Annotated in this window: 19 protein-coding genes; 12 read left to right on the top strand and 7 right to left on the bottom strand. The window is 63.7% G+C overall.

From position 1 onward, the window contains the following. Position 1 precedes the first annotated feature (1 nt). A complete protein-coding gene (locus YY7_RS0121170; RefSeq protein ID WP_028164972.1) occupies positions 2-1,324 on the bottom strand; it encodes an MFS transporter in 1,323 nt (440 codons plus the stop codon). A gap of 251 nt (positions 1,325-1,575) precedes the next feature. Next, on the bottom strand, positions 1,576-3,003 hold the full coding sequence (locus tag YY7_RS0121165; RefSeq protein WP_035690521.1) for an amidase: 1,428 nt from the start codon (positions 3,001-3,003) through the stop codon (positions 1,576-1,578). 104 nt (positions 3,004-3,107) lie between these two features. Here YY7_RS0121165 and YY7_RS0121160 point away from each other — a divergent pair, with 104 nt between their 5' ends. After that, positions 3,108-3,953 (top strand): alpha/beta hydrolase, encoded by an 846-nt coding sequence (locus YY7_RS0121160; RefSeq protein WP_028164970.1) that lies wholly within the window; start codon positions 3,108-3,110, stop codon positions 3,951-3,953. A 103-nt stretch (positions 3,954-4,056) separates the two neighbouring features. Here the strand turns inward: YY7_RS0121160 and YY7_RS0121155 are convergent, their stop codons facing one another. After that, positions 4,057-4,830, bottom strand: coding sequence for an SDR family oxidoreductase (locus YY7_RS0121155; RefSeq protein ID WP_028164969.1), 774 nt, complete (start codon positions 4,828-4,830; stop codon positions 4,057-4,059). A gap of 175 nt (positions 4,831-5,005) precedes the next feature. Here YY7_RS0121155 and YY7_RS0121150 point away from each other — a divergent pair, with 175 nt between their 5' ends. After that, positions 5,006-6,085, top strand: coding sequence for a tartrate dehydrogenase (locus YY7_RS0121150; RefSeq protein ID WP_028164968.1), 1,080 nt, complete (start codon positions 5,006-5,008; stop codon positions 6,083-6,085). 133 nt (positions 6,086-6,218) lie between these two features. Here the strand turns inward: YY7_RS0121150 and YY7_RS0121145 are convergent, their stop codons facing one another. The 3 genes from YY7_RS0121145 to YY7_RS0121135 form a co-directional block, all read right to left on the bottom strand. Next, positions 6,219-7,130, bottom strand: coding sequence for an NAD(P)-dependent oxidoreductase (locus YY7_RS0121145; RefSeq protein ID WP_028164967.1), 912 nt, complete (start codon positions 7,128-7,130; stop codon positions 6,219-6,221). A 30-nt stretch (positions 7,131-7,160) separates the two neighbouring features. Beyond that, positions 7,161-8,411, bottom strand: coding sequence for a Zn-dependent hydrolase (locus YY7_RS0121140; RefSeq protein ID WP_028164966.1), 1,251 nt, complete (start codon positions 8,409-8,411; stop codon positions 7,161-7,163). 121 nt (positions 8,412-8,532) lie between these two features. Beyond that, the gene (locus tag YY7_RS0121135) at positions 8,533-9,450 is read right to left on the bottom strand and encodes a LysR family transcriptional regulator (RefSeq protein ID WP_028164965.1); all 918 of its coding nucleotides are present in this window, start codon (positions 9,448-9,450) and stop codon (positions 8,533-8,535) included. 119 nt (positions 9,451-9,569) lie between these two features. Between YY7_RS0121135 and YY7_RS0121130 the strand changes: the two genes are divergently transcribed. From YY7_RS0121130 to YY7_RS0121105, 6 genes are all read left to right on the top strand, one after another. Beyond that, a complete protein-coding gene (locus YY7_RS0121130; protein ID WP_028164964.1) occupies positions 9,570-10,388 on the top strand; it encodes a putative hydro-lyase in 819 nt (272 codons plus the stop codon). Between the two features lie 90 nt (positions 10,389-10,478). Continuing rightward, complete coding sequence (locus YY7_RS0121125; RefSeq protein WP_028164963.1) at positions 10,479-11,723, top strand: ABC transporter substrate-binding protein; 1,245 nt, start codon at positions 10,479-10,481, stop codon at positions 11,721-11,723. A gap of 162 nt (positions 11,724-11,885) precedes the next feature. Then, positions 11,886-12,764: a branched-chain amino acid ABC transporter permease gene (locus YY7_RS0121120; RefSeq protein ID WP_028164962.1), complete on the top strand. Its 879-nt coding sequence runs from the start codon at positions 11,886-11,888 to the stop codon at positions 12,762-12,764. Further along, entirely contained in the window at positions 12,764-13,756 is a 993-nt protein-coding gene (locus tag YY7_RS0121115) for a branched-chain amino acid ABC transporter permease (RefSeq protein ID WP_028164961.1), read from the top strand. Before YY7_RS0121120 ends, YY7_RS0121115 begins: the two co-directional genes overlap by 1 nt. Then, positions 13,753-14,484, top strand: coding sequence for an ABC transporter ATP-binding protein (locus YY7_RS0121110; protein ID WP_028164960.1), 732 nt, complete (start codon positions 13,753-13,755; stop codon positions 14,482-14,484). Before YY7_RS0121115 ends, YY7_RS0121110 begins: the two co-directional genes overlap by 4 nt. Continuing rightward, positions 14,468-15,172 (top strand): ABC transporter ATP-binding protein, encoded by a 705-nt coding sequence (locus YY7_RS0121105; protein ID WP_028164959.1) that lies wholly within the window; start codon positions 14,468-14,470, stop codon positions 15,170-15,172. Before YY7_RS0121110 ends, YY7_RS0121105 begins: the two co-directional genes overlap by 17 nt. 207 nt (positions 15,173-15,379) lie before the next feature. Here YY7_RS0121105 and YY7_RS0121100 read toward each other — a convergent pair whose 3' ends face one another. After that, the gene (locus tag YY7_RS0121100; protein ID WP_245287347.1) at positions 15,380-16,036 is read right to left on the bottom strand and encodes an aldolase; all 657 of its coding nucleotides are present in this window, start codon (positions 16,034-16,036) and stop codon (positions 15,380-15,382) included. Between the two features lie 74 nt (positions 16,037-16,110). On the opposite strand from YY7_RS0121100, the gene ltnD reads away from it, so the two are divergent. The 4 genes from ltnD (at position 16,111) to YY7_RS0121080 (ending at position 20,990) form a co-directional block, all read left to right on the top strand. Further along, on the top strand, positions 16,111-17,052 hold the full coding sequence (gene ltnD, locus YY7_RS0121095) for an L-threonate dehydrogenase (protein WP_433994516.1): 942 nt from the start codon (positions 16,111-16,113) through the stop codon (positions 17,050-17,052). A 12-nt stretch (positions 17,053-17,064) separates the two neighbouring features. Then, the gene (otnI, locus tag YY7_RS0121090) at positions 17,065-17,847 is read left to right on the top strand and encodes a 2-oxo-tetronate isomerase (RefSeq protein ID WP_028164956.1); all 783 of its coding nucleotides are present in this window, start codon (positions 17,065-17,067) and stop codon (positions 17,845-17,847) included. After that, a complete protein-coding gene (gene otnK, locus YY7_RS0121085; protein ID WP_028164955.1) occupies positions 17,844-19,121 on the top strand; it encodes a 3-oxo-tetronate kinase in 1,278 nt (425 codons plus the stop codon). The genes otnI and otnK overlap by 4 nt, the downstream gene beginning before the upstream one ends. 177 nt (positions 19,122-19,298) lie before the next feature. Further along, complete coding sequence (locus tag YY7_RS0121080; protein ID WP_028164954.1) at positions 19,299-20,990, top strand: methyl-accepting chemotaxis protein; 1,692 nt, start codon at positions 19,299-19,301, stop codon at positions 20,988-20,990. Positions 20,991-21,019: the final 29 nt, after the last annotated feature.

Genomic DNA, 21,019 nt, shown 5'->3' with positions numbered 1-21,019 from the left:
GTCACTCGTGGCGATGCATCGCTGATTCATGCTTGGTGTCGCGCATGGTTGCATAGATCAGGAGCGAGAGGAAGATCATGCCGCTGAGGTAATAGTAGAACCATTGTTCGTGCCCAAGGCTCTTGAAATAGAGCGCGATCGCGGGCGCTGTGCCGCCGAACAGAGACACCGTGATCGCATAGGGCAGGCCGACGCCGAGCGCGCGGACATTGGTCGGAAACAGTTCGGCCTTCACCACAGCGTTGATCGACGTGTAGCCGGCGGTGAAGATCCAGGCGCCGCAGATCAAGAGGAACGCGATGAAGGGCGATTTGGTATCTTTCAGCGTGGTCAGGATCGGAACGGTCGCGAGCGTGCCGGCGACACCGAAGAAGATCAGGAGCGGCTTGCGGCCGATCCGGTCGGACAGCGCGCCGTAGAGCGGTTGCAGAATGGTCGCGAAGATCAGCGAGCCGAAGATCACGAAAGTGGTTTGGTCCTCGGTGAGGCCGACCGACAATTTGACGAAGGTCTGCATGTAGGTGGTGAAGGTGTAGAAAGCCGCGGTGCCGCCCGCGGTCAGCCCGACCACCAGCAGCAGTTCGCGCGGATAGTTCAGAAGCTTCGTGATCGAGCCGGTCGGCTTGCTGACCTTCTTTGCTTCCTCGAAGGCGTCGGTCTCCTGCAGGCTGCGCCGCATCACCGCTGCGATCACGGCAAGCGCCGCACCGATCGCGAAGGGAATCCGCCAGCCCCAGTCCTTGAGCTGTTCCGGCGTCAAGAACACCTTCTGCAGCAGGAGCAGCACGATGATCGCGGTGAGCTGGCCGCCGATCAAGGTGACGTATTGGAAGCTCGAATAGAAACCGCGATTCTTGGCGTCGGCGACTTCGCTGAGATAGGTGGCGCTCGCGCCATATTCGCCACCGAGGCTGAGACCCTCGATCACGCGCGCCAGCGCAAGGATCACGGGCGCGGCAAAGCCGATCGTGGCGTAGGTCGGCGTCACCGCGATGATCAGCGAGCCGAAACACATGCAGACCACGGAGATCGTGAGCGACAGCCGCCGTCCGTAACGGTCGGCGATGAAGCCGAACAGCCAGCCGCCGAGCGGCCGCATCAGGAAGGTCGCGGCGAATATCACGGCCGCATTGAGCTGCTGCACCACCGGATCGTTGCCAGGAAAGAACGCTGGCGCGAAATACAGCGCAAACGCCGTGTAGGCGTAGAAGTCGTACCACTCGACGAGATTGCCGACCGAGCCAATGAAGATCGCCTTGATCCGTCGTTCGACGTCCTGAATGTCGAGGGGCTCGTCGGCGATCCTGGCGGCCTGATCTGTCATATTGGAACTCCACGCACGGCAATTTGATCATCCGGCCCGACACACTTCACGAGGTCGGGAACTGGTTGCGGCCCCGGTAGCACGTCAAATGTCGCCAGCGCAATTGCCGATGGGCGTGTCTTTCTCCTCTCGATAGCCCTCATCCTGAGAGCCTGCGGAGCAGGCGTCTCGAAGGATGGGCCGCGGGTGAGATCGGGGCCTCATGGTTCGAGACGGCGCTGCGCGCCTCCTCACCATGAGGGGAGAGATCCTTATCTCGGCGCCCGCGGATCGATCGGAGTGGTGCAGTGCACGCCCAAAATATCCTCCAGCACTTTCGCGCCGGCCAATAGCTGAGCTTCGCCGCGTGGCGGTGCCACCATCTGCAATCCGACCGGCAGGCCGGAGGCGGTGAAGCCGCAGGGCAGGGACAGCGCCGGACAACACGCAAGTGTGATCGCATAGACGATGCCGAGCCACTGCACGTAATTCTCGAACTTCTTGCCGTCGCATTCAGCGACATAGCGGTTCTCGATCGGGAACGGCGCGACGATGGTCGCAGGCGTCAGCAACAGGTCGTAGCTACCGAAGAATTCGAGGGTGCGTGCCGTCATGGCGACGCGCTGGGCCTCTGCGCGCTCGAGTTGCTCGACCGTCAACTTCAGGCCTTCCTCGATGTTCCAGATCACCTCCGGCTTGAGCATGTCGCGCTTGGTGCGAAGCAGCGCCGCCTTGGTTACAGCGAAGTCGAACGCGCGCAGCACGTGGAAGCATTCATGAGCTTCGCTGAGGTCGGGATACGCTTCCTCGACGATGGCGCCTGCTTCGGCAAAGCGTTCCGCCGCTCTGCGCGTGATCGCCTTTACTTCGGGATCAACCGGGGTGATGCCGAGGTCGGGCGAATAGGCGATGCGTTTCGGCCTCTTGCCGGAGCGCGTCGCTGACAGGAACGACGCCGTCGGCGCCGGCAGCGACAGCGGGTCGGCGGCATACTCGCCGCTCATCGCGTCGAGCAGCAGCGCGAGATCCTCGACGTTGCGCGCCATCGGGCCGTGAACGGTCAGGTTGCGATCGATCATGGCGCTCGGCGTGTGGGCGACGCGGCCGATGCTGGGCCGCATTCCGACGATGCCGCAGAAGCTGGCTGGATTGCGCAGCGATCCACCCATATCGGTGCCGTGGGCAAGCCATGCCATTCCGGTCGCAAGCGCGACCGCCGCTCCGCCGGAAGAGCCGGCTGCCGAGCGCGACGTATCCCAGGGGTTCAACGTCGCGCCGAATACCTCGTTGAAGGTGTTGGCGCCGGCCCCGAATTCAGGGGTGTTCGACTTGGCGTAGACCACACCGCCGTTCGCTTCCAGATTCGTCACGACGATATCGGACCTGGTGGCGACGGTATCCTTGAAGATCGGCGATCCCTGCGTGGTGCGCACATCGGCGACATTCGTGAGATCCTTGATCGGCACCGGCAGGCCGGCGAGCAGGCCACGCTCAGCGGCCGGCTTCTGCATCAACGCCTTGGCGTGCTGCCGGGCACGGTCGAAGCACAGGATCGGGAGCGCGTTGACCTTGTCGTCGACTTCGGTGATCCGTTTTTCCAGGACGTCGAGCAGGTCAAGCGGGGTGACATCGCCCGCCCGCAATTTGTCGACGACTGTGCAGGCGCTCTCCCGCACCAGGCCTTGATCCGTCACTCGCATCTCCATTGATTGCAGTTCGTAATAGCGGAGGGAATAGTGCTCTAGACCAATTTCCGGAAAAGTGGAAACGTGCTGGGGGAATGGCTGGAACCGGAGATCTGCTGATGACGACACCCTTCTCTGCGCTCGATTGGCGCGACATGAGCCAGGAGGAGCGAGACCGCGGCCTTAACAACGGTGCCGCAGTTTTAGGCAGCGGTGACATCGTTGCGGGCTGGGGCGAGCGCTCCGCCGAGCTGCGCAAGCGCCATCCCAATCACATCGATCTCCGCTATGGCCCGCGTGAGCGCAACCGCATCGATTTCCTCAAAGCGGGCGAGCGCGCGCCGACGCTGCTGTTCATCCATGGCGGCTATTGGCAGATGCGATCGAAAGAGTTCTTCACGGTAATGGCCGAAGGGCCGATGGCGCACGGCATCAATGTCGCGCTGATCGGCTACACGCTCGCGCCTGAGGCGACGCTCGACGAGATCGTCGCCGAGATCCACGCCGGCACCGACTTCCTCGCGAAACAGTTGCCGGCGCTGGGCGCGGCCGAAACCGAGCTTGTCGTCTCCGGCTGGTCGGCCGGCGGTCATCTGACCGCGATGGCGCTGTCGCATCCGCATGTGCGGGGCGGGGTCGCGATCTCTGGCATCTATGATCTCGAGCCGATCCGGATGAGCTATCTCAACGTCAAGCTCGGGCTCGACGAGGCGGCTTCCCACCGCAATTCTCCGATGGAGCAGGCGGGCGGGCCGCCGAAGCCGCTGTCGCTTGTGGTCGGCAGCGGCGAACTGCCGCTCCTGCGCAAGCAGACCGCCGATTTTGCCGGGCACCGCGCCAATTACGGATTGCCCGTGACGTATGAGGAGATTCCCGGCGCTGACCATTTTTCAATCATGGACGAGATGATGTCGCCGAATGGCCGGATCACGACGCTGATCCGGCGGTTGTGCGAGGGCGAGTGAGGCCCACCTGTCATTGCGAGGAGCGTGAGCGACGAAGCAATCCATACTGTCTCCGCGGATGCGATGGATTGCTTCGCTTCGCTCGCAATGACGGTGGTAGCCATCACCACCCTGCGCTGATGCCGCCATCCACCGTATAGATCACGCCTGACGTATAACCCGCGCGGTCGGATGCCAGGAACGCCATGAGGTCGGCGATCTCGCGCGCGTGGGCAGGGCGGCCGAGTGGCAGGCTCTTCTGGAATTCCTTGTAGCGGTTCTCGTCGCCGAACTGATGTTTGGCGCGGGTCTTGAGCAGCGTGACATGCCGGTCGGTGCCGACGGGACCGGGGTTGATGCCGACGACGCGGATGTTGTCGGCAAGGCTCTTGCCGCCGAGCGCGCGGGTCAGCGCCATCAGCGCGGCGTTGCCGGCGCTGCCGGCGATGTAGTTGGCATCGAATTTCTCGCCGGCGGCGCCGATGTCGTTGATGATCACGCCGCCGCCACGCGCCTTCATCTGTGCGTAGATCGCGCGGGTGAGATTGATATAGCCGAACACCTTGAGTTCCCAGGCGTGTCGCCAGGTCGCCTCATCGATCTTGTCGATCGAGCCGCCGGGAATATCGCCGGCATTGTTGACGAGGATGTCGATGTCGGCTGCCTCTTTGGACAATCGCGCCAGATCCTCCGGCTTGCGCAGGTCGACCACCGACGTCGCGGCATCGATCTGGTGGGCCGAGCGCAGTCGGTCGGCCAGCGCCTTCAACTGGTCGCCGCTGCGGGCGGCCAGCAGCAGATGGCAGCCTTCCTCGGCAAAGGCTTCGGCGGCGGCCGCGCCGATGCCCTTGGAGGCGCCGGTAATCAGAACGCGCTTGCCGCGCAGATGCAGGTCCATGGCAATACTCGCTGTTGCTGGAGGGGATCGGAGAAAAGTCGGCGGAATTGGTAGGTGGATCACGCCTTGACCGTCAACATTGCACTGCAGCGTTGCGCCGGGGCGAAGTTTGGTCCATTGCAGGGCGCGAGAATAGACGGCGCCTCAAGCCGGGCAAATCACAAGGGTGTTCTTCATGGCCAACGCAAAGAAACAGTATCGGATCGCGGTCATTCCCGGCGACGGCATCGGCAAGGAGGTGATGCCGGAGGGGCTGCGTGTGCTCGAGGCCGCCGCGAAGAAACATGGCGTCGCCGTGCAGTTCGACCATTTCGATTTCGCCTCCTATGACTATTACGAGAAGCACGGCCAGATGATGCCGGATGACTGGAAGGAGCAGATAGGCAAGCACGACGCGATCTATTTCGGCGCGGTCGGCTGGCCGGCCAAGATTCCGGATCACGTCTCGCTGTGGGGCTCGCTGATCAAGTTCCGCCGTGAGTTCGACCAGTATGTCAATTTGCGCCCGGTGCGGCTGATGCCCGGCGTGCCGTCGCCGCTCGCGAACCGCAAGCCCGGCGATATTGATTTCTGGGTGGTGCGCGAGAACACCGAAGGCGAATATTCGTCCGTCGGCGGGCGGATGTTCCCGGACACCGAGCGTGAGTTCGTGACGCAGCAGACGGTGATGACCCGCATCGGCGTCGACCGCATCCTGAAATTCGCCTTCGACCTCGCGCAGTCGCGGCCGAAGAAGCATCTGACCTCCGCGACGAAGTCGAACGGCATCTCGATTACCATGCCCTATTGGGACGAGCGCGTGGAGGCGATGGCCAAGAACTATCCGTCGGTGAAGTGGGACAAGTACCACATCGACATCCTGACCGCGAACTTCGTGCTGCATCCGGACTGGTTCGACGTCGTGGTCGGCTCCAATTTGTTCGGGGATATCCTCTCCGATCTCGGCCCGGCCTGTACCGGCACCATCGGCATTGCGCCCTCGGGCAACATCAATCCGGAAGGCGATTTCCCGTCGGTGTTCGAGCCGGTGCACGGCTCGGCGCCCGATATCGCGGGCCAAGGGATCGCCAACCCCATCGGCATGATCTGGTCAGGCGCGATGATGCTGGAGCATCTCGGCGAGAAGCCGGCGGCGGACGCGGTGGTCGGCGCGATCGAACGCACGCTCGCCGAACGCACGCTCCGCACCCGCGACCTCGGCGGCAATGCGGATACCGAGGCTTGCGGCAAGGCGGTCGCGGAGATGGTGGATTAGGCGCTCGCTGTCATCCCCGCGAAAGCGGGGATCCATAACCACAGGCCGTGGTTATGATGCGCCTCTGCCACCGCGCGTAAGCCGAGAGCACAACGCGGTATGGGTCCCGGCTTTCGCCGGGAGACGGCGGGGTCTAGCCCTTTACAATACGCCGGCAATGCTCCCAGGCGGCATGCAGCAGGTTCTCGCTGGCTTCCGGCGTGCGGAAGGCGGAATGCGCCGAGAGCGTGACGTTTGGCAGTTTTGTCAGCGGATGATCGGCAGGCAGCGGCTCGACGGTGAAGACATCGAGCCCGGCGTGGCGGATGTGGCCTGAGTTCAGCGCATCGATCATCGCTGCTTCGTCGACGATGGCGGCCCGGGCGGTGTTGACGAAGATGACGCCCGGCTTCATCGCGGCGATGCGCTCGCGGGTGATGAAGCCTCTCGTGTCATCGTTGAGCAGGAGATGCAGCGAGACGACATGGCTCTGCGCGAGCAGCGTGTCGAGATCGACGAAGTCGACGCCCGGATAGTTTTTCGGCGAGCGGTTCCAGGCGATCACGCGCATCCCCGATCCCAGCGCGATGCGCGCGACTTCAGCCGCGATCCCGCCGAAGCCGATCAGGCCGAGCGTCTTGCCGGTGAGCTGCATGCCGTCTTCGCGCAGCCACTTTCCGGCGCGCATCTCGCGGTCCATCTGCGCCAGCACGCGGGCGGAGGCCCACATCAGCGCGATCGCGGACTCCGCCACGGCGGTGTCGCCATAGCCCTTGATCAGATGCACGGAGATGCCGAGTTCGGCGAGTTCCTCCGGATTCATGTAGCTGCGCGCGCCGGTGCCGAGGAACACGACGTGCTTCAGCCCGCCGCACTGCTTTGCGATGTCGGTCGGCAGCGCCGTGTGGTCGATGATGGCGATCTCGGCGCCGTCGAGCACTTTAGGCAGCTGGTCGGACGTGACGTCGGGATTGCGGTGGATGCGCACCTTGGGATCGCCGGGTTTCTCCAGGCGCTCGAAGATCACGGCAAGCGATTCATTGGCGTCGACAAAAACCCCGCGCACGGCACATCTCCATCTTGCTTGGTGGACCGGTCAGGACGCGACGCCAGCGAGTGCCAGCACCGTATGCATCAGTACGTTGGCGCCGGCGGCGCAATCGGTCTGCGTTGCGTCCTCGAGCTCGTTGTGGCTGATGCCGTCCTTGCAGGGTACGAACACCATTGCCGCGGGGATCAACGTGTTGAGGTTGCAGGCGTCGTGGCCGGCGCCCGAGGTGATGCGCCGGTGCGAATAGCCGAGTTGCTTGGCGGCGTTCTCGACGGCATCGACCAGCTTGGGATCAAAATGCGTCGGCGGCTTGCGCCAGACCAGGTCGAGCGTAACCTCGACCTTGCGGCGGGCGGCGATCTCGGCGATCGCAGCGCGCAGGTCCTTGTCCAGCGCGTCCATGATGGCGGCATCGGCGCTGCGGCAATCGACGGTGAAGGCGATCTCGCCCGGAATGACGTTGCGCGAGGGCTTCGCGATCACGGCCTCGCCGATTGTGCCGACCGCGTTCGGCCCGTGCTTTTTCGCGATGCTCTCCATCGCCAGCACGATCTCCGACAAGGTCGCCAGCGCATCGCGCCGCAGCGGCATCGGTGTCGAGCCGGCATGGCTCTCGAAGCCCGTGATCTTGCCGTCGTACCACAAGACGCCCTGGCCGGAATCGACCACGCCGATGGTCTTGTTCTCGGCTTCCAGGATCGGGCCCTGCTCGATATGCAATTCGACGAAGCCGGAGAATTTTTGCGTGCCGACCGCCGTCGTGCCGCGATAGCCGATGCTGTCAAGCGCCTCGCTAACCGTGACGCCCTCGGCATCCCTGCGCGACAGGATGTCATCAGTGGTGAAATCGCCGACATAGGCGGCGGAGGCCATCATCGCCGGCGCGAAGCGCGAGCCTTCTTCGTTGGTCCAGTTGCAGATGCAGATCGGCATCTCGGTCTCGATGCCGGCATCATTGAGCGTGCGCACGACTTCGAGCGCGGCGAGCGTGCCGAGCACGCCGTCATATTTGCCGCCGGTCGGCTGGGTGTCGAGATGCGAGCCGAGCCCGATCGGCGGTTTCGACATGTCGCGGCCCTTGCGCAGGCCGAACATCGAGCCGAGCGCGTCGACATGGACTTCAAGCCCTGCGTCCTCGCAGGCCTTGCGGAACCAGTCGCGCACCTGCTTGTCCTCGGCGCTCAATGTCAGCCGCCGCACACCGCCTTTCGGCGTCGCGCCGAATTTCGCAGTTTCATGAATCGTGCCCCAGAGGCGGGCGGAATCGATCTGCAGGTTGGATGCGGCTCGGCTCATGCGTTCGTTCCATTCGTTTTCTGTCATTCCGGGATGGTCCGAAGGACCAGACTCGGAATCTCGAGATTCCAAGTTCGCCCTGCGGGCGCCCCGGAATGACGCGTCGTTACATGGTGTTCGTTCAATGACGCGCCCGCAGCGCCTCGTCAACCGACGGGCTCGCTTGCGCGATCTGGCGCGCGAGGTCGGCGACGCGCTCGATTGCGGCGATGTCGGGGGAGGTGAGCCAGTTTGCGTTGAAGGTGAGCGGCGCCATGTTGATGTCGGTATCGAGCAGTTGCAGCCGTCCGTCGGCGAGTTCGTTCTCGACGATGGCCGACGGGATCACGGCGATGCCGAGCCCTTCGATCGCCATGTGGATGACGGTTGCCAGCGAGGCGCTTGCGTGCAGCCGGATCGGCGGCAGGTCTGGCCGTTCGAACACCGCGCGCACGCTTTCGTAAGGCACTGTCTTGCGGGGAAAGGTGATGATCGGAAAGCGCGCCAGCTCATGCCGCGCCACCGGGCCATTGCCGAGGCCGAGCGCCGGGCTCGCCAGAAATCCGATCGGATAATCGCAAAGCACGCGGCTCTGCACGCCCGACGCCGATAGCGGCCCCACCACGAAGGCCAGCTCGATCTCTTGCGCGAGCAGCCGCGCGCTCAAATTCGGCGTGATGTCGACTTCGATCTCCAGCGACAGGTTCGGATAGACCTCGTTGACGCTCTTGACGAGGCGCGTCAGCCAGGTGTGCACGATGGTCTCGGCCACGCCGAGCCGGAGCACGCCGCGCATCGCGGAGCGGTCGCCGATCTCGGCCATCATCTCCGAGCGCAGCCCGATCAGCTTCTCCGCATAGACCATCATCCGCCGGCCGCTTGGCGTCGGCGAGGCCACCCGATGGTCGCGATTGAGCAGCTTCACGCCCAATTCGCGCTCGAGCTGCGCGATGCGTTGGGAGATCGCCGGCTGGGTCGTGTTGAGCCGCTGCGCCGCGCCGCGGAAGCTTCCGAGCTTGACCACCCAGAGGAACGTTTCGATCGACTTGAAATCAAGCATTGGAAGCTTTTTCCCACTCGATAAATGGGATTTATCGAATTCGATTAGAAAGGAAGATTAGACTTTATAGCACGCATGGTGTTGGTTGCGCTTGTCGAGATATTAGGCAGGTCGGTCAAATGACTGTTTTTGCGGCAGCGCAGCAAGCCCGTGACAACGACCCCGTGCTTCCGAGCCGAGAGGCCCGGCTGGCGTACCGTAAGGGCATGGCTTCGAGCACCGCCGGCGTGGCGAACGGCTTTGTCCAGGGCAACCTTGCCATCCTGCCAGAAAAGCTCGCAGGGGCCTTCCACCGCTTCTGTCAGCTCAACCCGAAGCCATGCCCGATTATCGGCATGTCTGACGTCGGCGATCCCCGGATCCCCGCGCTCGGCCTTGATCTCGACATCCGCACCGACGTGCCGCGCTATCGTGTCTGGCGCGACGGCGAGGTAGTGGAGGAGCCGACCGACATCATGCAGCATTGGCGCGACGATCTCGTCACCTTCGTGCTCGGCTGCTCGTTCTCGTTCGAAGAAGCGCTGATGGACGAGGGCCTGCCGATCCGTCACATCGAGCGCAACGTGCGGGTGCCGATGTACCGCACCAATATCGCCTGCCGATCGTCGGGCCCGTTCGCGGGGCCGATGGTGGTGTCGATGCGTCCCTTCAAGCCGGCCGATGCGATCCGCGCGGTGCAGGTCACCTCGCGTTTTCCCTCGGTGCACGGCGCGCCGGTGCATCTCGGCCATCCGCATCTGATTGGCATCAGCGACATCGCCAAGCCCGACTATGGTGATCCGGTTCCGGTCGAAGCCGATGAGATCCCGGTATTCTGGGCGTGCGGCGTGACACCGCAGGCGGTGATCGCGAACGCCAAGCTACCATTCGCGATCACGCATGCGCCGGGATTGATGCTGATCACTGATCTGAGGAACAAGCAGTTGGCTGTGCTCTAAAGGGCAGCGCCTGCCGTTTCTTGAGGCTTTACCGCAACCGCCTTCCGTTTCATTCGATAGCTACGCTTCAATTAAGGGGAATTTCCGCAAATGACGATCACTCGCCGCAATGTGTTGCTTGGAGCCACCGCTGCTGCCGCGCTCGCGCCGATCGCTGCGCGCGCGCAAACCAGCGAGGTGGTGATCGGCGTGATCTATCCGCTGTCCGGCGCCAGCGCCCAGATCGGCGTCGACGCGCAAAAGGCATTCGAGACAGCGGCCGACATCATCAACAAGAACTATGATTTCGAGCTGCCGCTCGCCAAGGGCGAGGGCCTGTCCGGTCTCGGCGGCGCCAAGGTCCGCCTCGTCTTCGCCGATCACCAGGCCGATCCGCAGAAGGGCCGGGCCGAGGCCGAGCGCCTGATCACGCAGGAGAAGGTCTGCGCCATCGTCGGCACCTACCAGAGCGCGGTTGCCGTCACCGTCAGCCAGATCTGCGAGCGTTACCAGATCCCCTTCATCTCGGCCGACAATTCCTCGCCGAGCCTGCATCGCCGCGGCCTGAAATTCTATTTCCGCGCGGCGCCTCATGACGAGATGTTCTCGACCGCGATGTTCGACTTCTTCGATGCGATGAAGAAGAAGGGCACCAAGATCGACACGCTGTCGCTGTTCCACGAGGATACCATCTTCGGCACCGACTCCGGCAACGCCCAGACCAAGCTCGCACGTGAGCGCGGCTACAAGATCGTTGCCGATATCAAGTACCGCGCCAACTCGCCGTCGCTGTCGGCCGAAGTGCAGCAACTCAAGGCTGGTAATGCCGACGTGCTGATGCCCTCGAGCTACACCACCGACGGCATCCTGCTCGTGAAGACCATGGCCGAGCTCGGCTACAAGCCGCCCGCGATCGTGGCCCAGGACGCCGGCTTCTCCGAGAAGGCGCTGTATGACGCGGTCGGCGACAAGCTCGAAGGCGTGATCTCGCGCGGCAGCTTCTCGCTCGATCTCGCCGCCAAGCGGCCGATGGTCGGCAAGATCAACGCGATGTATAAGGAGCGCTCGGGCAAGGACTTCAACGACTATTCCTCGCGCCAGTTCATGGGCCTGATCGTGATGGCTGACGCCATCAATCGCGCCAAGTCCACCGATGGCGAGAAGATCCGCGAGGCGCTGGTCGCGACCGACATGCCGGGCGAGGCGACCATCATGCCCTGGAAGCGCGTGAAATTCGACGACATGGGCCAGAACAACGACGCCGATCCGGTGCTGCTGCAATACATCGGCGGCAAGTTCGTCACCATCTTCCCGCCGCAGGCGGCAGTGGCCGAAGCCGTCTGGCCGATGAAGTAGGCACCTCTCTACGTCCTCCCGGGCTTGGCCCGGGACCCATAACCACAGGTCTGCGTTCTCGCGATGATTGGTTGTCATCCATCCCTCGATGCAGTCGTGGTTATGGGTCCTGACTTTCGTCAGGACGACATCGAGTGATCTGTTGACAGGAGCGAAACGGCAGTGACAGCCGAGACCATTATCCAGAGTCTGGCGAGCGGCCTCCTGATGGGGCTGCTCTATGGACTGATCGCCGTCGGGCTGGCGCTGATCTTCGGCCTGATGGACGTTGTGAACTTCGCCCATGGCGAGTTCCTGATGATCGCGATGTACGCGACATTCTTCCTGTTCGCGTTCTTCGCCATCGACCCGCTATTGTCGGCGCCGCTGGTGGCGGCGGCTCTGTTCGTGTTCGGGGCGATCGTCTATCTCTTGATCGTGCGCTTTGCCGTGCGCGCCAAGGCCAATGCCGGCATGGTGCAGATCTTCTCGACCTTCGGCCTTGCCATCGTGATGCGCGGACTGGCGCAGTTCTTCTTCACGCCGGACTATCGCAGCGTCACCAATTCCTGGCTCGGCGGGAAAACTATCTCGGTCGGCGGCATCTTCCTGCCGGAGCCGCAGCTCGTCGGCGCGCTGCTGTCGATCGCGGCCTTCGCGGGACTCTACTTCTTCATCCACCGCACCGATTTCGGCCGCGCGCTGGAGGCAACGCGTGAGGATGCGGGTGCGGTGGCGCTGGTCGGCATCGACAAGAACCGGGTATTCGCGCTCGGCTGGGGGCTCGGCGCGGCGCTCGTTGGTCTTGCCGGCGCGATCATGGCGATCTTCTTCTATGTCTATCCCGACGTCGGCGCCTCCTTCGCGCTGATCGCCTACGTCACCGTGGCGCTCGGCGGCTTCGGCAGCGTGTTCGGCGCCTTCGCCGGCGGCATCATCGTCGGCCTGGTCGAGGCGACCACCGCGCTGATCCTGCCGCCCTCGCTGAAATCGGTCGGCATCTACGCTGTCTATCTGCTCGTCGTTTTCGTCCGCCCGCGCGGCCTGTTCGGGTCGATGTAATGGACAAGGATTTCGCCAGACGACGCCGCCGCGAATTGATCATCGCCTTTTGTCTTGCGGCCGTCGCCGCGCTGGTGCCGCTGTTCGTGAAGGACGTCTACGTCCAGAACGTCATGGTGCTGACGCTGATGTATGCGGCGCTCTCGCAGAGCTGGAACATCCTGTCTGGCTATTGCGGGCAGATTTCGCTCGGCCACGCGCTTTATTTCGGGCTCGGCGCCTATACGACCGCGCTGTTGTTCACCAAGTTCGGCGTGCTGCCCTGGTTCGGCATGCTTGCCGGTGGCGCGCTCTCGGCGCTGATCGCGATGGCGCTGGGCTATCCCTGCTTCCGCCTGCGCGGGCACTATTTCGTCATCGCCACCATCGTGATTGCCGAGATCGGGTTGCTCTTGATCCAGAACTGGGAGTGGGCGGGAGCGGCGCTCGGCATCGATATCCCGGTGCGTGGCGATAGCTGGCTGAAATTCCAGTTCACGCGCAGCAAGCTGCCTTATTTCTATTTCGCGCTGGCGCTCGCCTGCGTCGCCTGGTTCGTCACCTGGTGGCTTGAGGACTCCAAATGGGGCTATTGGTGGCGCGCGGTGAAGGACAATCCGGATGCCGCCGAAAGCCTTGGCGTCGTCGTGTTCAATTCCAAGATGGGGGCGGCAGCGGTCTCCGCGTTCCTGGTCGCCGTCGGCGGCAGCTTCTACGCACAGTTCGTCTCCTACATCGATCCTGAAAGCGTGATGGGCTTCCAGTTCTCGCTGCTGATGGCGCTGCCCGCGGTGCTCGGCGGCATCGGCACGCTGTGGGGACCGGTGCTTGGCGCCGTGATCCTGATCCCGCTGACCGAACTGACCCGATCCTTCATCGGCGGTTCGGGACGCGGCGTCGACCTGATCGTCTACGGCACGCTGATCGTGCTGATCTCGCTCGCACTGCCGCGCGGGCTGGTGAGCTTGTTCGCACGGCCCAAGTTCTTTTGGCGCAAGGCGGCCGTGCGATGACGGCGCTCCTGGAAACCCGTGGCGTCTGGCAGCGGTTCGGCGGCCTGGTCGCCAACAGCGACGTCTCGATCTCGGTCGGCCGCGGCGAAATCGTCGGGCTGATCGGCCCCAACGGCGCCGGCAAGTCGACCCTGTTCAATCTGATCGCCGGCGTGCTGCCGCCCACTCAAGGCTCGATCTGGTTCGATGGCGAGGATGTCACGAGATTGCCGGCGGCGGAACGCTGCCAGCGTGGCATCGGCCGCACCTTTCAGGTGGTGAAAAGCTTCGAGACCATGACGGTCATCGACAACGTCATCGTCGGCGCGCTGATCCGCAACACCGTGATGCGCGTCGCCCGCCGCAAGGCGCATGAGGTGCTGGAATTCTGCGGGCTCGGCACGCGTGCCAACGTGCTGGCAAGCGATCTGGTGCCATCAGAGAAGCGGCGTCTCGAAGTGGCCCGCGCGCTCGCGACCGAACCAAAACTGCTGCTGCTCGATGAAGTCTTGACCGGCCTGACACCGGTGGAGGCCAAGACCGGCGTCGAACTCGTGCGCAAGGTGCGCGACACCGGCGTCACCGTGCTGATGGTCGAGCATGTCATGGAGATCGTGATGCCGCTGGTCGACCGCGCCATCGTGCTCGATCTCGGCAAGGTGCTGGTCGAGGGCAAGCCAACCGAGGTCGTGCGCGACCCGAAAGTCATCACCGCCTATCTTGGGGATCGTCATGCTGTCGGTGCATGAAGTCACCACCGCCTATCAGGGGCTGGTCGCGATCTCCGCGGTCTCGATCGAGGTCGCCAAGGGCGAGATCGTCTGCGTTGCCGGCGCCAACGGCGCCGGCAAGTCGACGCTCCTGAAATCCATCGCCGGCGCCGAGCGCCCGCGCTCGGGCACCGTCACTTTCGACGGGGTGCGGATCGACGGCAAGCCGCAGCATGTCATCACCGCGGGCGGCATCGCCTTCGTGCCGGAAAACCGCCGGCTGTTTCCGCGCCTGTCGGTGCGCGACAATCTTCGCCTCGGCAGTTATCTCTACCGCAGTGAAGCCAATCGTGACGAGCCGCTCGATCTCGTGTTCAAATTGTTCCCGCGGCTTTCGGAGCGGCTGGAGCAGCGCGCCGAGACGCTGTCCGGCGGTGAGCAGCAGATGCTCGCGATCGGCCGCGCGCTGATGACCCGCCCGCGGCTGTTGATGCTCGATGAGCCATCGCAGGGCATCATGCCAAAGCTCGTCGACGAGATCTTCCAGGCAGTGAAGCGCATCCGCGACGCCGGCATGACCGTGTTGATCGTCGAGCAGCGCATGGCCGAATGTCTTGAGATCGCCGACCGCGCCTACATCCTGCAGACCGGCCGCGTGCTGATGCAGGGCCCGGCGGCTGAGATCAGCACCAACCCCGACGTGCGCAAGGCCTATCTGGGGCTTTGATCCGCGTCCCCGTCATTGCGAGCGCAGCGAAGCAATCCACCTCTCCACGCGCGCGGAGAAAAATGGATTGCTTCGCTTCGCTCGCAACGACGAAACGGTAGGTTCTCCGTCATGCCCGGGCTTGTCCCGGGCATCCACGGTCTTTCTTTCCGGATGCAAAGAACGTGGATGGCCGGGACAAGCCCGGCCATGACGAATTCGGAAGGGCTAGTGCCCATGCTCCGGCAGCTTCAGCCCGAACACCTTCGTCAAATCCGCCACCTGCTCCGGCGAGAGATAGCGCGGGTTCAGCCCGCGCAGCAGCAGATAGAGCTTCGCGGTCTCTTCCAGTTCCTCCGTCGCGAACACCGCGGCTTCCAGCGTGTCGCCTGAAACCACAGGCCCATGATTGGCGAGCAGCACCGACGAATATTTGCCCGCCAATCCCTTGATCGCGTCGGCCACCGCGGGATCGCCGGGTCGATAATAAGGCACCAGCGCGGTCTGGCCGCATTTCATCACATAATAGGCGGTGAGCGGCGGCAGCGCGGCGCGCGGGTCGATCTCGGGCAGCATCGAGAGAGCCACCGAATGGGTCGAATGCAGATGCACGACAGCACGCGCCGCGCCGCGGGTCTGGTAAAGCGCGGTGTGCAGCGGCACCTCCTTGGTCGGCGCGTCGCCCGAGAGCAGCCGCCCATCGGCATCGAGCCGCGACATCCTGGCAGGGTCGAGGAAACCGAGCGAGGCATTGGTCGGCGTCACCAGCCAGCCGCCATCGTCCAGTCTCACGCTGATATTGCCTGACGAGCCCGACGTCAGCCCGCGCTCGAACAGCGAGCGGCCGAAGCGGCAGATTTCCTCACGGAGCTTTGTTTCGCTCATGGCAGCCATACCCGTTTGTCGCCTTGTCTCACGCTTTGGCACGGCGGCCAAGCCGTGATACGCAGGGGACAAGCCTGAAGAAAAATGTGAGGGACCGCCGCATGCCTGACCAGTCAAAAACCCGCGTCGCCGTGATCGGGCTCGGCTCGATGGGATCAGGCATGGCGACCTCGCTGTTGCGCGCAGGCTTTGAGGTGACCGGCTGCGACGTGTCGGCCGACAGCGTCGCACGGTTTGTCCAGGGCGGCGGCAAGGGCGCCAAGACGCCGAAGGAAGCCGCCGATGGCGCCGACATCGTGGTCAGCGTGGTCGTCAACGCCGCCCAGACCGAAACGATCCTGTTCGGCGAGAACGGCGTCGCCGAGACGTTGCCGAAGGGATCCGTGTTCGTCTCCTCCGCGACCATGGACCCTGATGTGGCGCGGCGATTGGCAGCCAAGCTCGAGGCGACGGGTCGGCATTATCTGGATGCCCCGATCTCCGGCGGTGCCCAGCGCGCAGCGCAGGGCGAACTCACCATCCTTGCTTCCGGCAGCGCGGCGGCGTTCGCAAAAGCCCGTCCCGCGCTCGATGCGATGGCGGCCAAGCTCTATGAACTCGGCGATGCGGCCGGGCAGGGCGCCGCGTTCAAGATGATCAACCAGCTACTCGCCGGCGTGCATATCGCCGCCGCCTCGGAGGCCATGGCGTTCGCGGCCAAGCAAGGCCTCGATATCCGCAAGGTCTATGAGGTGATCACGGCCTCCGCCGGCAATTCCTGGATGTTCGAGAACCGCATGCCGCATGTGCTCGACGGCGACTACACGCCGCGCAGCGCGGTGGAGATTTTCGTCAAGGATCTGGGCATTATCCAGGACATGGCTCGGTCAGCGAAATTCCCGGTGCCGGTTGCAGCCGCGGCGCTGCAGATGTTCCTGATGACGGCCGCCGCCGGCATGGGGCGTGATGACGACGCCTCGGTGGCGCGGATGTACGCTCGCGTCACCGGCACCAAGCTGCCCGGCGAACACAATTAATAAGGACACGCGATGCCCCGCTTTGCCGCCAATCTCACCATGATGTTCAACGAGGTCGCGTTCCTCGACCGTTTCGAGGCTGCGGCGAAAGCCGGCTTTACCGCGGTGGAGTTCCTGTTTCCCTATGACCATCCGGCGAAGGAGATCGGCGAGCGGCTGCGCAAGAACGGCCTGACGCAGGCGTTGTTCAACCTGCCGCCGGGCGATTGGGCGGCCGGAGAGAAAGGTTTCGCGGCGCTGCCGGCGCGGTTTGCCGACCTGCAGGCGAGCCTCGCCACCGCGCTCCCTTATGCGGAAGCGACCGGCGTCAAGCGCGTGCACCTGATGGCGGGCATTGCCGACCGAAGCGACAGCAAGGCGGTCGAGGCATTTTATAAGTCCGTTACATGGGCCGCCGAGTTCTTCGCGCCGCATGGCCTCGACGTCGTGATCGAGCCGATCAATCCACGCAACGTGCCCGGCTATTTCCTCAACGATTTCGGCTTTGCACGTGATCTGATCAACGAGTTGAAGATTCCGAACCTGAAGTTGCAGTTCGACATCTATCACTGCCAGATCATCCATGGCGATGTCACCATGCGGTTGCGTGAGATGATGCCGATCATCGGCCACACCCAGATCGCCAGCATCCCCTCGCGCAACGAGCCCGATGGCGAAGAGCTGAACTATCCGTTCCTGTTCGATGAGCTCGACCGGCTCGGCTATGCCGGCTTCGTCGGCTGCGAATATAATCCGCGTGGCAAGACCGTCGATGGCCTCGGCTGGTTCAAGCCCTATGCCGGAGCAAAAGCATGACTTTGGCGCTGGGCTGTATCGCCGACGACTACACCGGCGCCTCCGATCTCGCCAACACGCTGACCCGTGCCGGCCTGCGCACGGTGCAGACGATTGGCGTGCCATCGGACGATCTCGCTTTGCCCGAGGTCGATGCTGTGGTGGTCTCGCTGAAGAGCCGCTCGATCGAGGCGAGCCAGGCGGTCACCCGCTCGCGCGCGGCCGAGAAATGGCTGCGTAGCCGCGGCGCTTCGCATGTGCTGTTCAAGATCTGCTCGACCTTCGATTCAACCGACGCTGGCAATATCGGCCCGGTGATGGATGCGCTGCGTGAGGACTCCCGCGACAACATCGTACTAGTCACGCCGGCATTCCCGGAAACCGGCCGCACTGTATACCAGGGCAATCTATTCGTCGGGTCGGTGCCGTTGAATGAAAGCCCGCTCAAGGATCATCCGCTCAACCCGATGCATGACTCGAACCTGGTGCGCGTGCTGGCATGCCAGAGCAGGACCAAGGTCGGGCTGGTCGACCTTGCCACCGTTGCGCGTGGCCCGGACGCTGTTCGCGCGCGCCTTGCGGATCTCGTCGCCGGCGGATTTGGCGCCGCCATCATCGATGCCGTGTTCGACCGCGACCTCGGCACCATCGGCACCGTGGCGCTGGATCATCGCGTTTCGGTCGGCGCTTCCGGGATCGGGCTCGGGCTTGCTAGGGCGCTGGTTGACTCCGAAAAAGTCAGGCCAGAAGCCGCAAGCGTGACGGCCGAGGCGCTGGTCGGAGGGCCAGCCGCCTGTCTCGCCGGAAGCTGTTCGCAAGCGACACTGCAGCAGATCGCCAATGCCGAGCGCAGCATGGCCGTGCTGCATCTCGACCCCGAGCGGATCGTGACCGGCAAGGATGAAGTCCATCGCGCGCTCGCCTGGGCCCGCGACCGGATCAGCGAAGGGCCGGTGCTGATCGCCAGCAGCGCCACGCCCGACGAAGTCGCAGCTCTGCAGTCCCGTTATGGCCGTGATGCAGCCGGGCATGCCATCGAGCAGGCGATGGCAGACATCGCGGAAGGTCTCGTCGAACACGGCGTGCGTCGATTGGTGGTCGCCGGTGGTGAGACGTCAGGCGCCGTGGTCGATCGTTTGCGAATTCCAGGTTTTCTCGTCGGCGTGGAGATCGCCGCTGGTGTACCAGTTCTGCGTGCGGTCGGCGCGAACAAAGGCGAGATGCTGCTCGCCTTGAAATCAGGCAATTTCGGCGGACCGCAATTTTTCTCGGACGCGCTTGCGTTGATGCGCTGATCTCATCGCTTCGTTCATTTGTTAGTGACGGTTTTCATTTACCGTAACTCTACGGAGGGACAAATTAACGCGACCTCAGAAGTTGCGCGATTTGATTGCCAGTAAGGCATCCTTCTAAACCAAAGCACCTTGCATCACCCGACGTGCCCGACACGCGCAACACCAAGAGATTCTGAGATGTTCGCCAAATACTCGATCCGCGCCAAGATCATCACCGTGGTTGCGCTGCTGCTCCTCGCGATGACGGGCATGGGGCTCCTCGCCGTCCGCAACATGCAGGCGATCAATGCCAATACGGTCGACATCACGACGAGCTGGCTGCCGAGCGTCCGGGTGCTCGGTGAGCTTCGCGCTGGTGTCATTACCTACCGCAACGTGATCCGTGAGCACATGCTCTCGGAAACGCTCGAGGAGAAGCTGGCCGCGGAGAAGACTCTGGTCACCGTTGTCGAGGGCAACATGAAGGCCCGCAAGAGCTATGAAACGATGATCACCTCCCGGGAGGAGCGGGCGCTCTATGCTCAATGGTCGGACACCTGGGATCGATACAGGAAGGGCACCGAAGAGGTGATGGCGTTGTCGCGCAGGGATGTCGGCAAGATCCCGCATGACGCGCATGAGCTGAACAGCAAGACCGTGAACAAGATCGGGCTCGACGCCGACGCGATTCTCCTCAAGGACATCGAGCTCAACAAGGTGGGTGCCGACAAGGCTGCGGAGGACGCCGCCGCCAACTACTCTTCCGCCTTCGCGATACTCGCTGCCATTCTCTTGGCAGCGGTGCTTGTTGGCGCCGCCATCAGTTTCCTGTTGATCCGCGACGTCTCGGCCGGGATCGCCTCCATCGTCAAGCCGATGCAGGCGCTCGGAAATGGGGATCTGACCGCCGAAGTCCCGCACCAGGGCGAGAAGACCGAAATCGGCACGATGGCCGATGCGCTTCAGGTGTTCAAGGAAGCGTTGATCGCCAAGAAGGCCGCCGACGAGGCTGCAGCCGCCGACGCCGAAGCAAAGATCGAGCGCGGCCGCCGGGTCGACGCCATCACCCGCAATTTCGAGACCATGATCGGCGAGATCGTCCAGACCGTCTCTTCCGCCTCGACCCAGCTCGAAGCCGCGGCCGGCACGCTCTCCTCGACTGCCACACGCTCGCAGGAATTGACCACCACGGTCGCCTCCGCCTCGGAAGAGGCGTCCACCAACGTGCAGTCGGTGGCGTCCGCGACCGAGGAGCTGTCATCCTCCGTCACCGAGATCAGCCGCCAGGTCCAGGAATCAGCACGGATGGCGGGCGACGCCGTCGGCCAGGCCCGCAGCACCAACGACCGTGTCAGCGAGCTCTCGAAGGCGGCGGCACGGATCGGCGACGTCGTCGAGCTCATCAACACGATCGCGGGCCAGACCAACCTGCTGGCGCTGAACGCGACCATCGAGGCGGCACGCGCCGGCGAGGCCGGCCGCGGCTTTGCGGTGGTCGCCTCCGAAGTGAAGGCGCTGGCCGAGCAGACCGCGAAAGCCACCGGCGAGATCGGCCAGCAGATCACCGGCATCCAGGCCGCCACCCAGGACTCGGTGAACGCGATCAAGGAAATCAGCAACACCATCGAACGGCTGTCGGAGATCTCCTCGACCATCGCCGCGGCGGTGGAGGAGCAGGGCGCGGCTACGCAGGAAATCTCCCGCAACGTCCAACAGGCTGCCCAGGGTACCCACCAGGTCTCGGCCAACATCACCGACGTGCAGCGCGGCGCGACCGAGACCGGTTCGGCCTCCTCGCAGGTGCTGTCGGCGGCAAAGGCGTTGTCCGGCGACAGCAGCCGCCTCAAGGTCGAGGTCAGCAAGTTCCTGGAATCGGTACGGGCGGCTTAATTACTTAATTAGTTGCGATAATTCCCGGC

The organism is Bradyrhizobium elkanii WSM2783 (genome assembly GCF_000472865.1).
GTDB classification, from domain to species: Bacteria; Pseudomonadota; Alphaproteobacteria; order Rhizobiales; family Xanthobacteraceae; genus Bradyrhizobium; species Bradyrhizobium elkanii_A.
The sequence above is the reverse complement of the archived record's forward strand: the minus strand, read 5'-3'. Positions and strand labels throughout refer to the sequence as shown.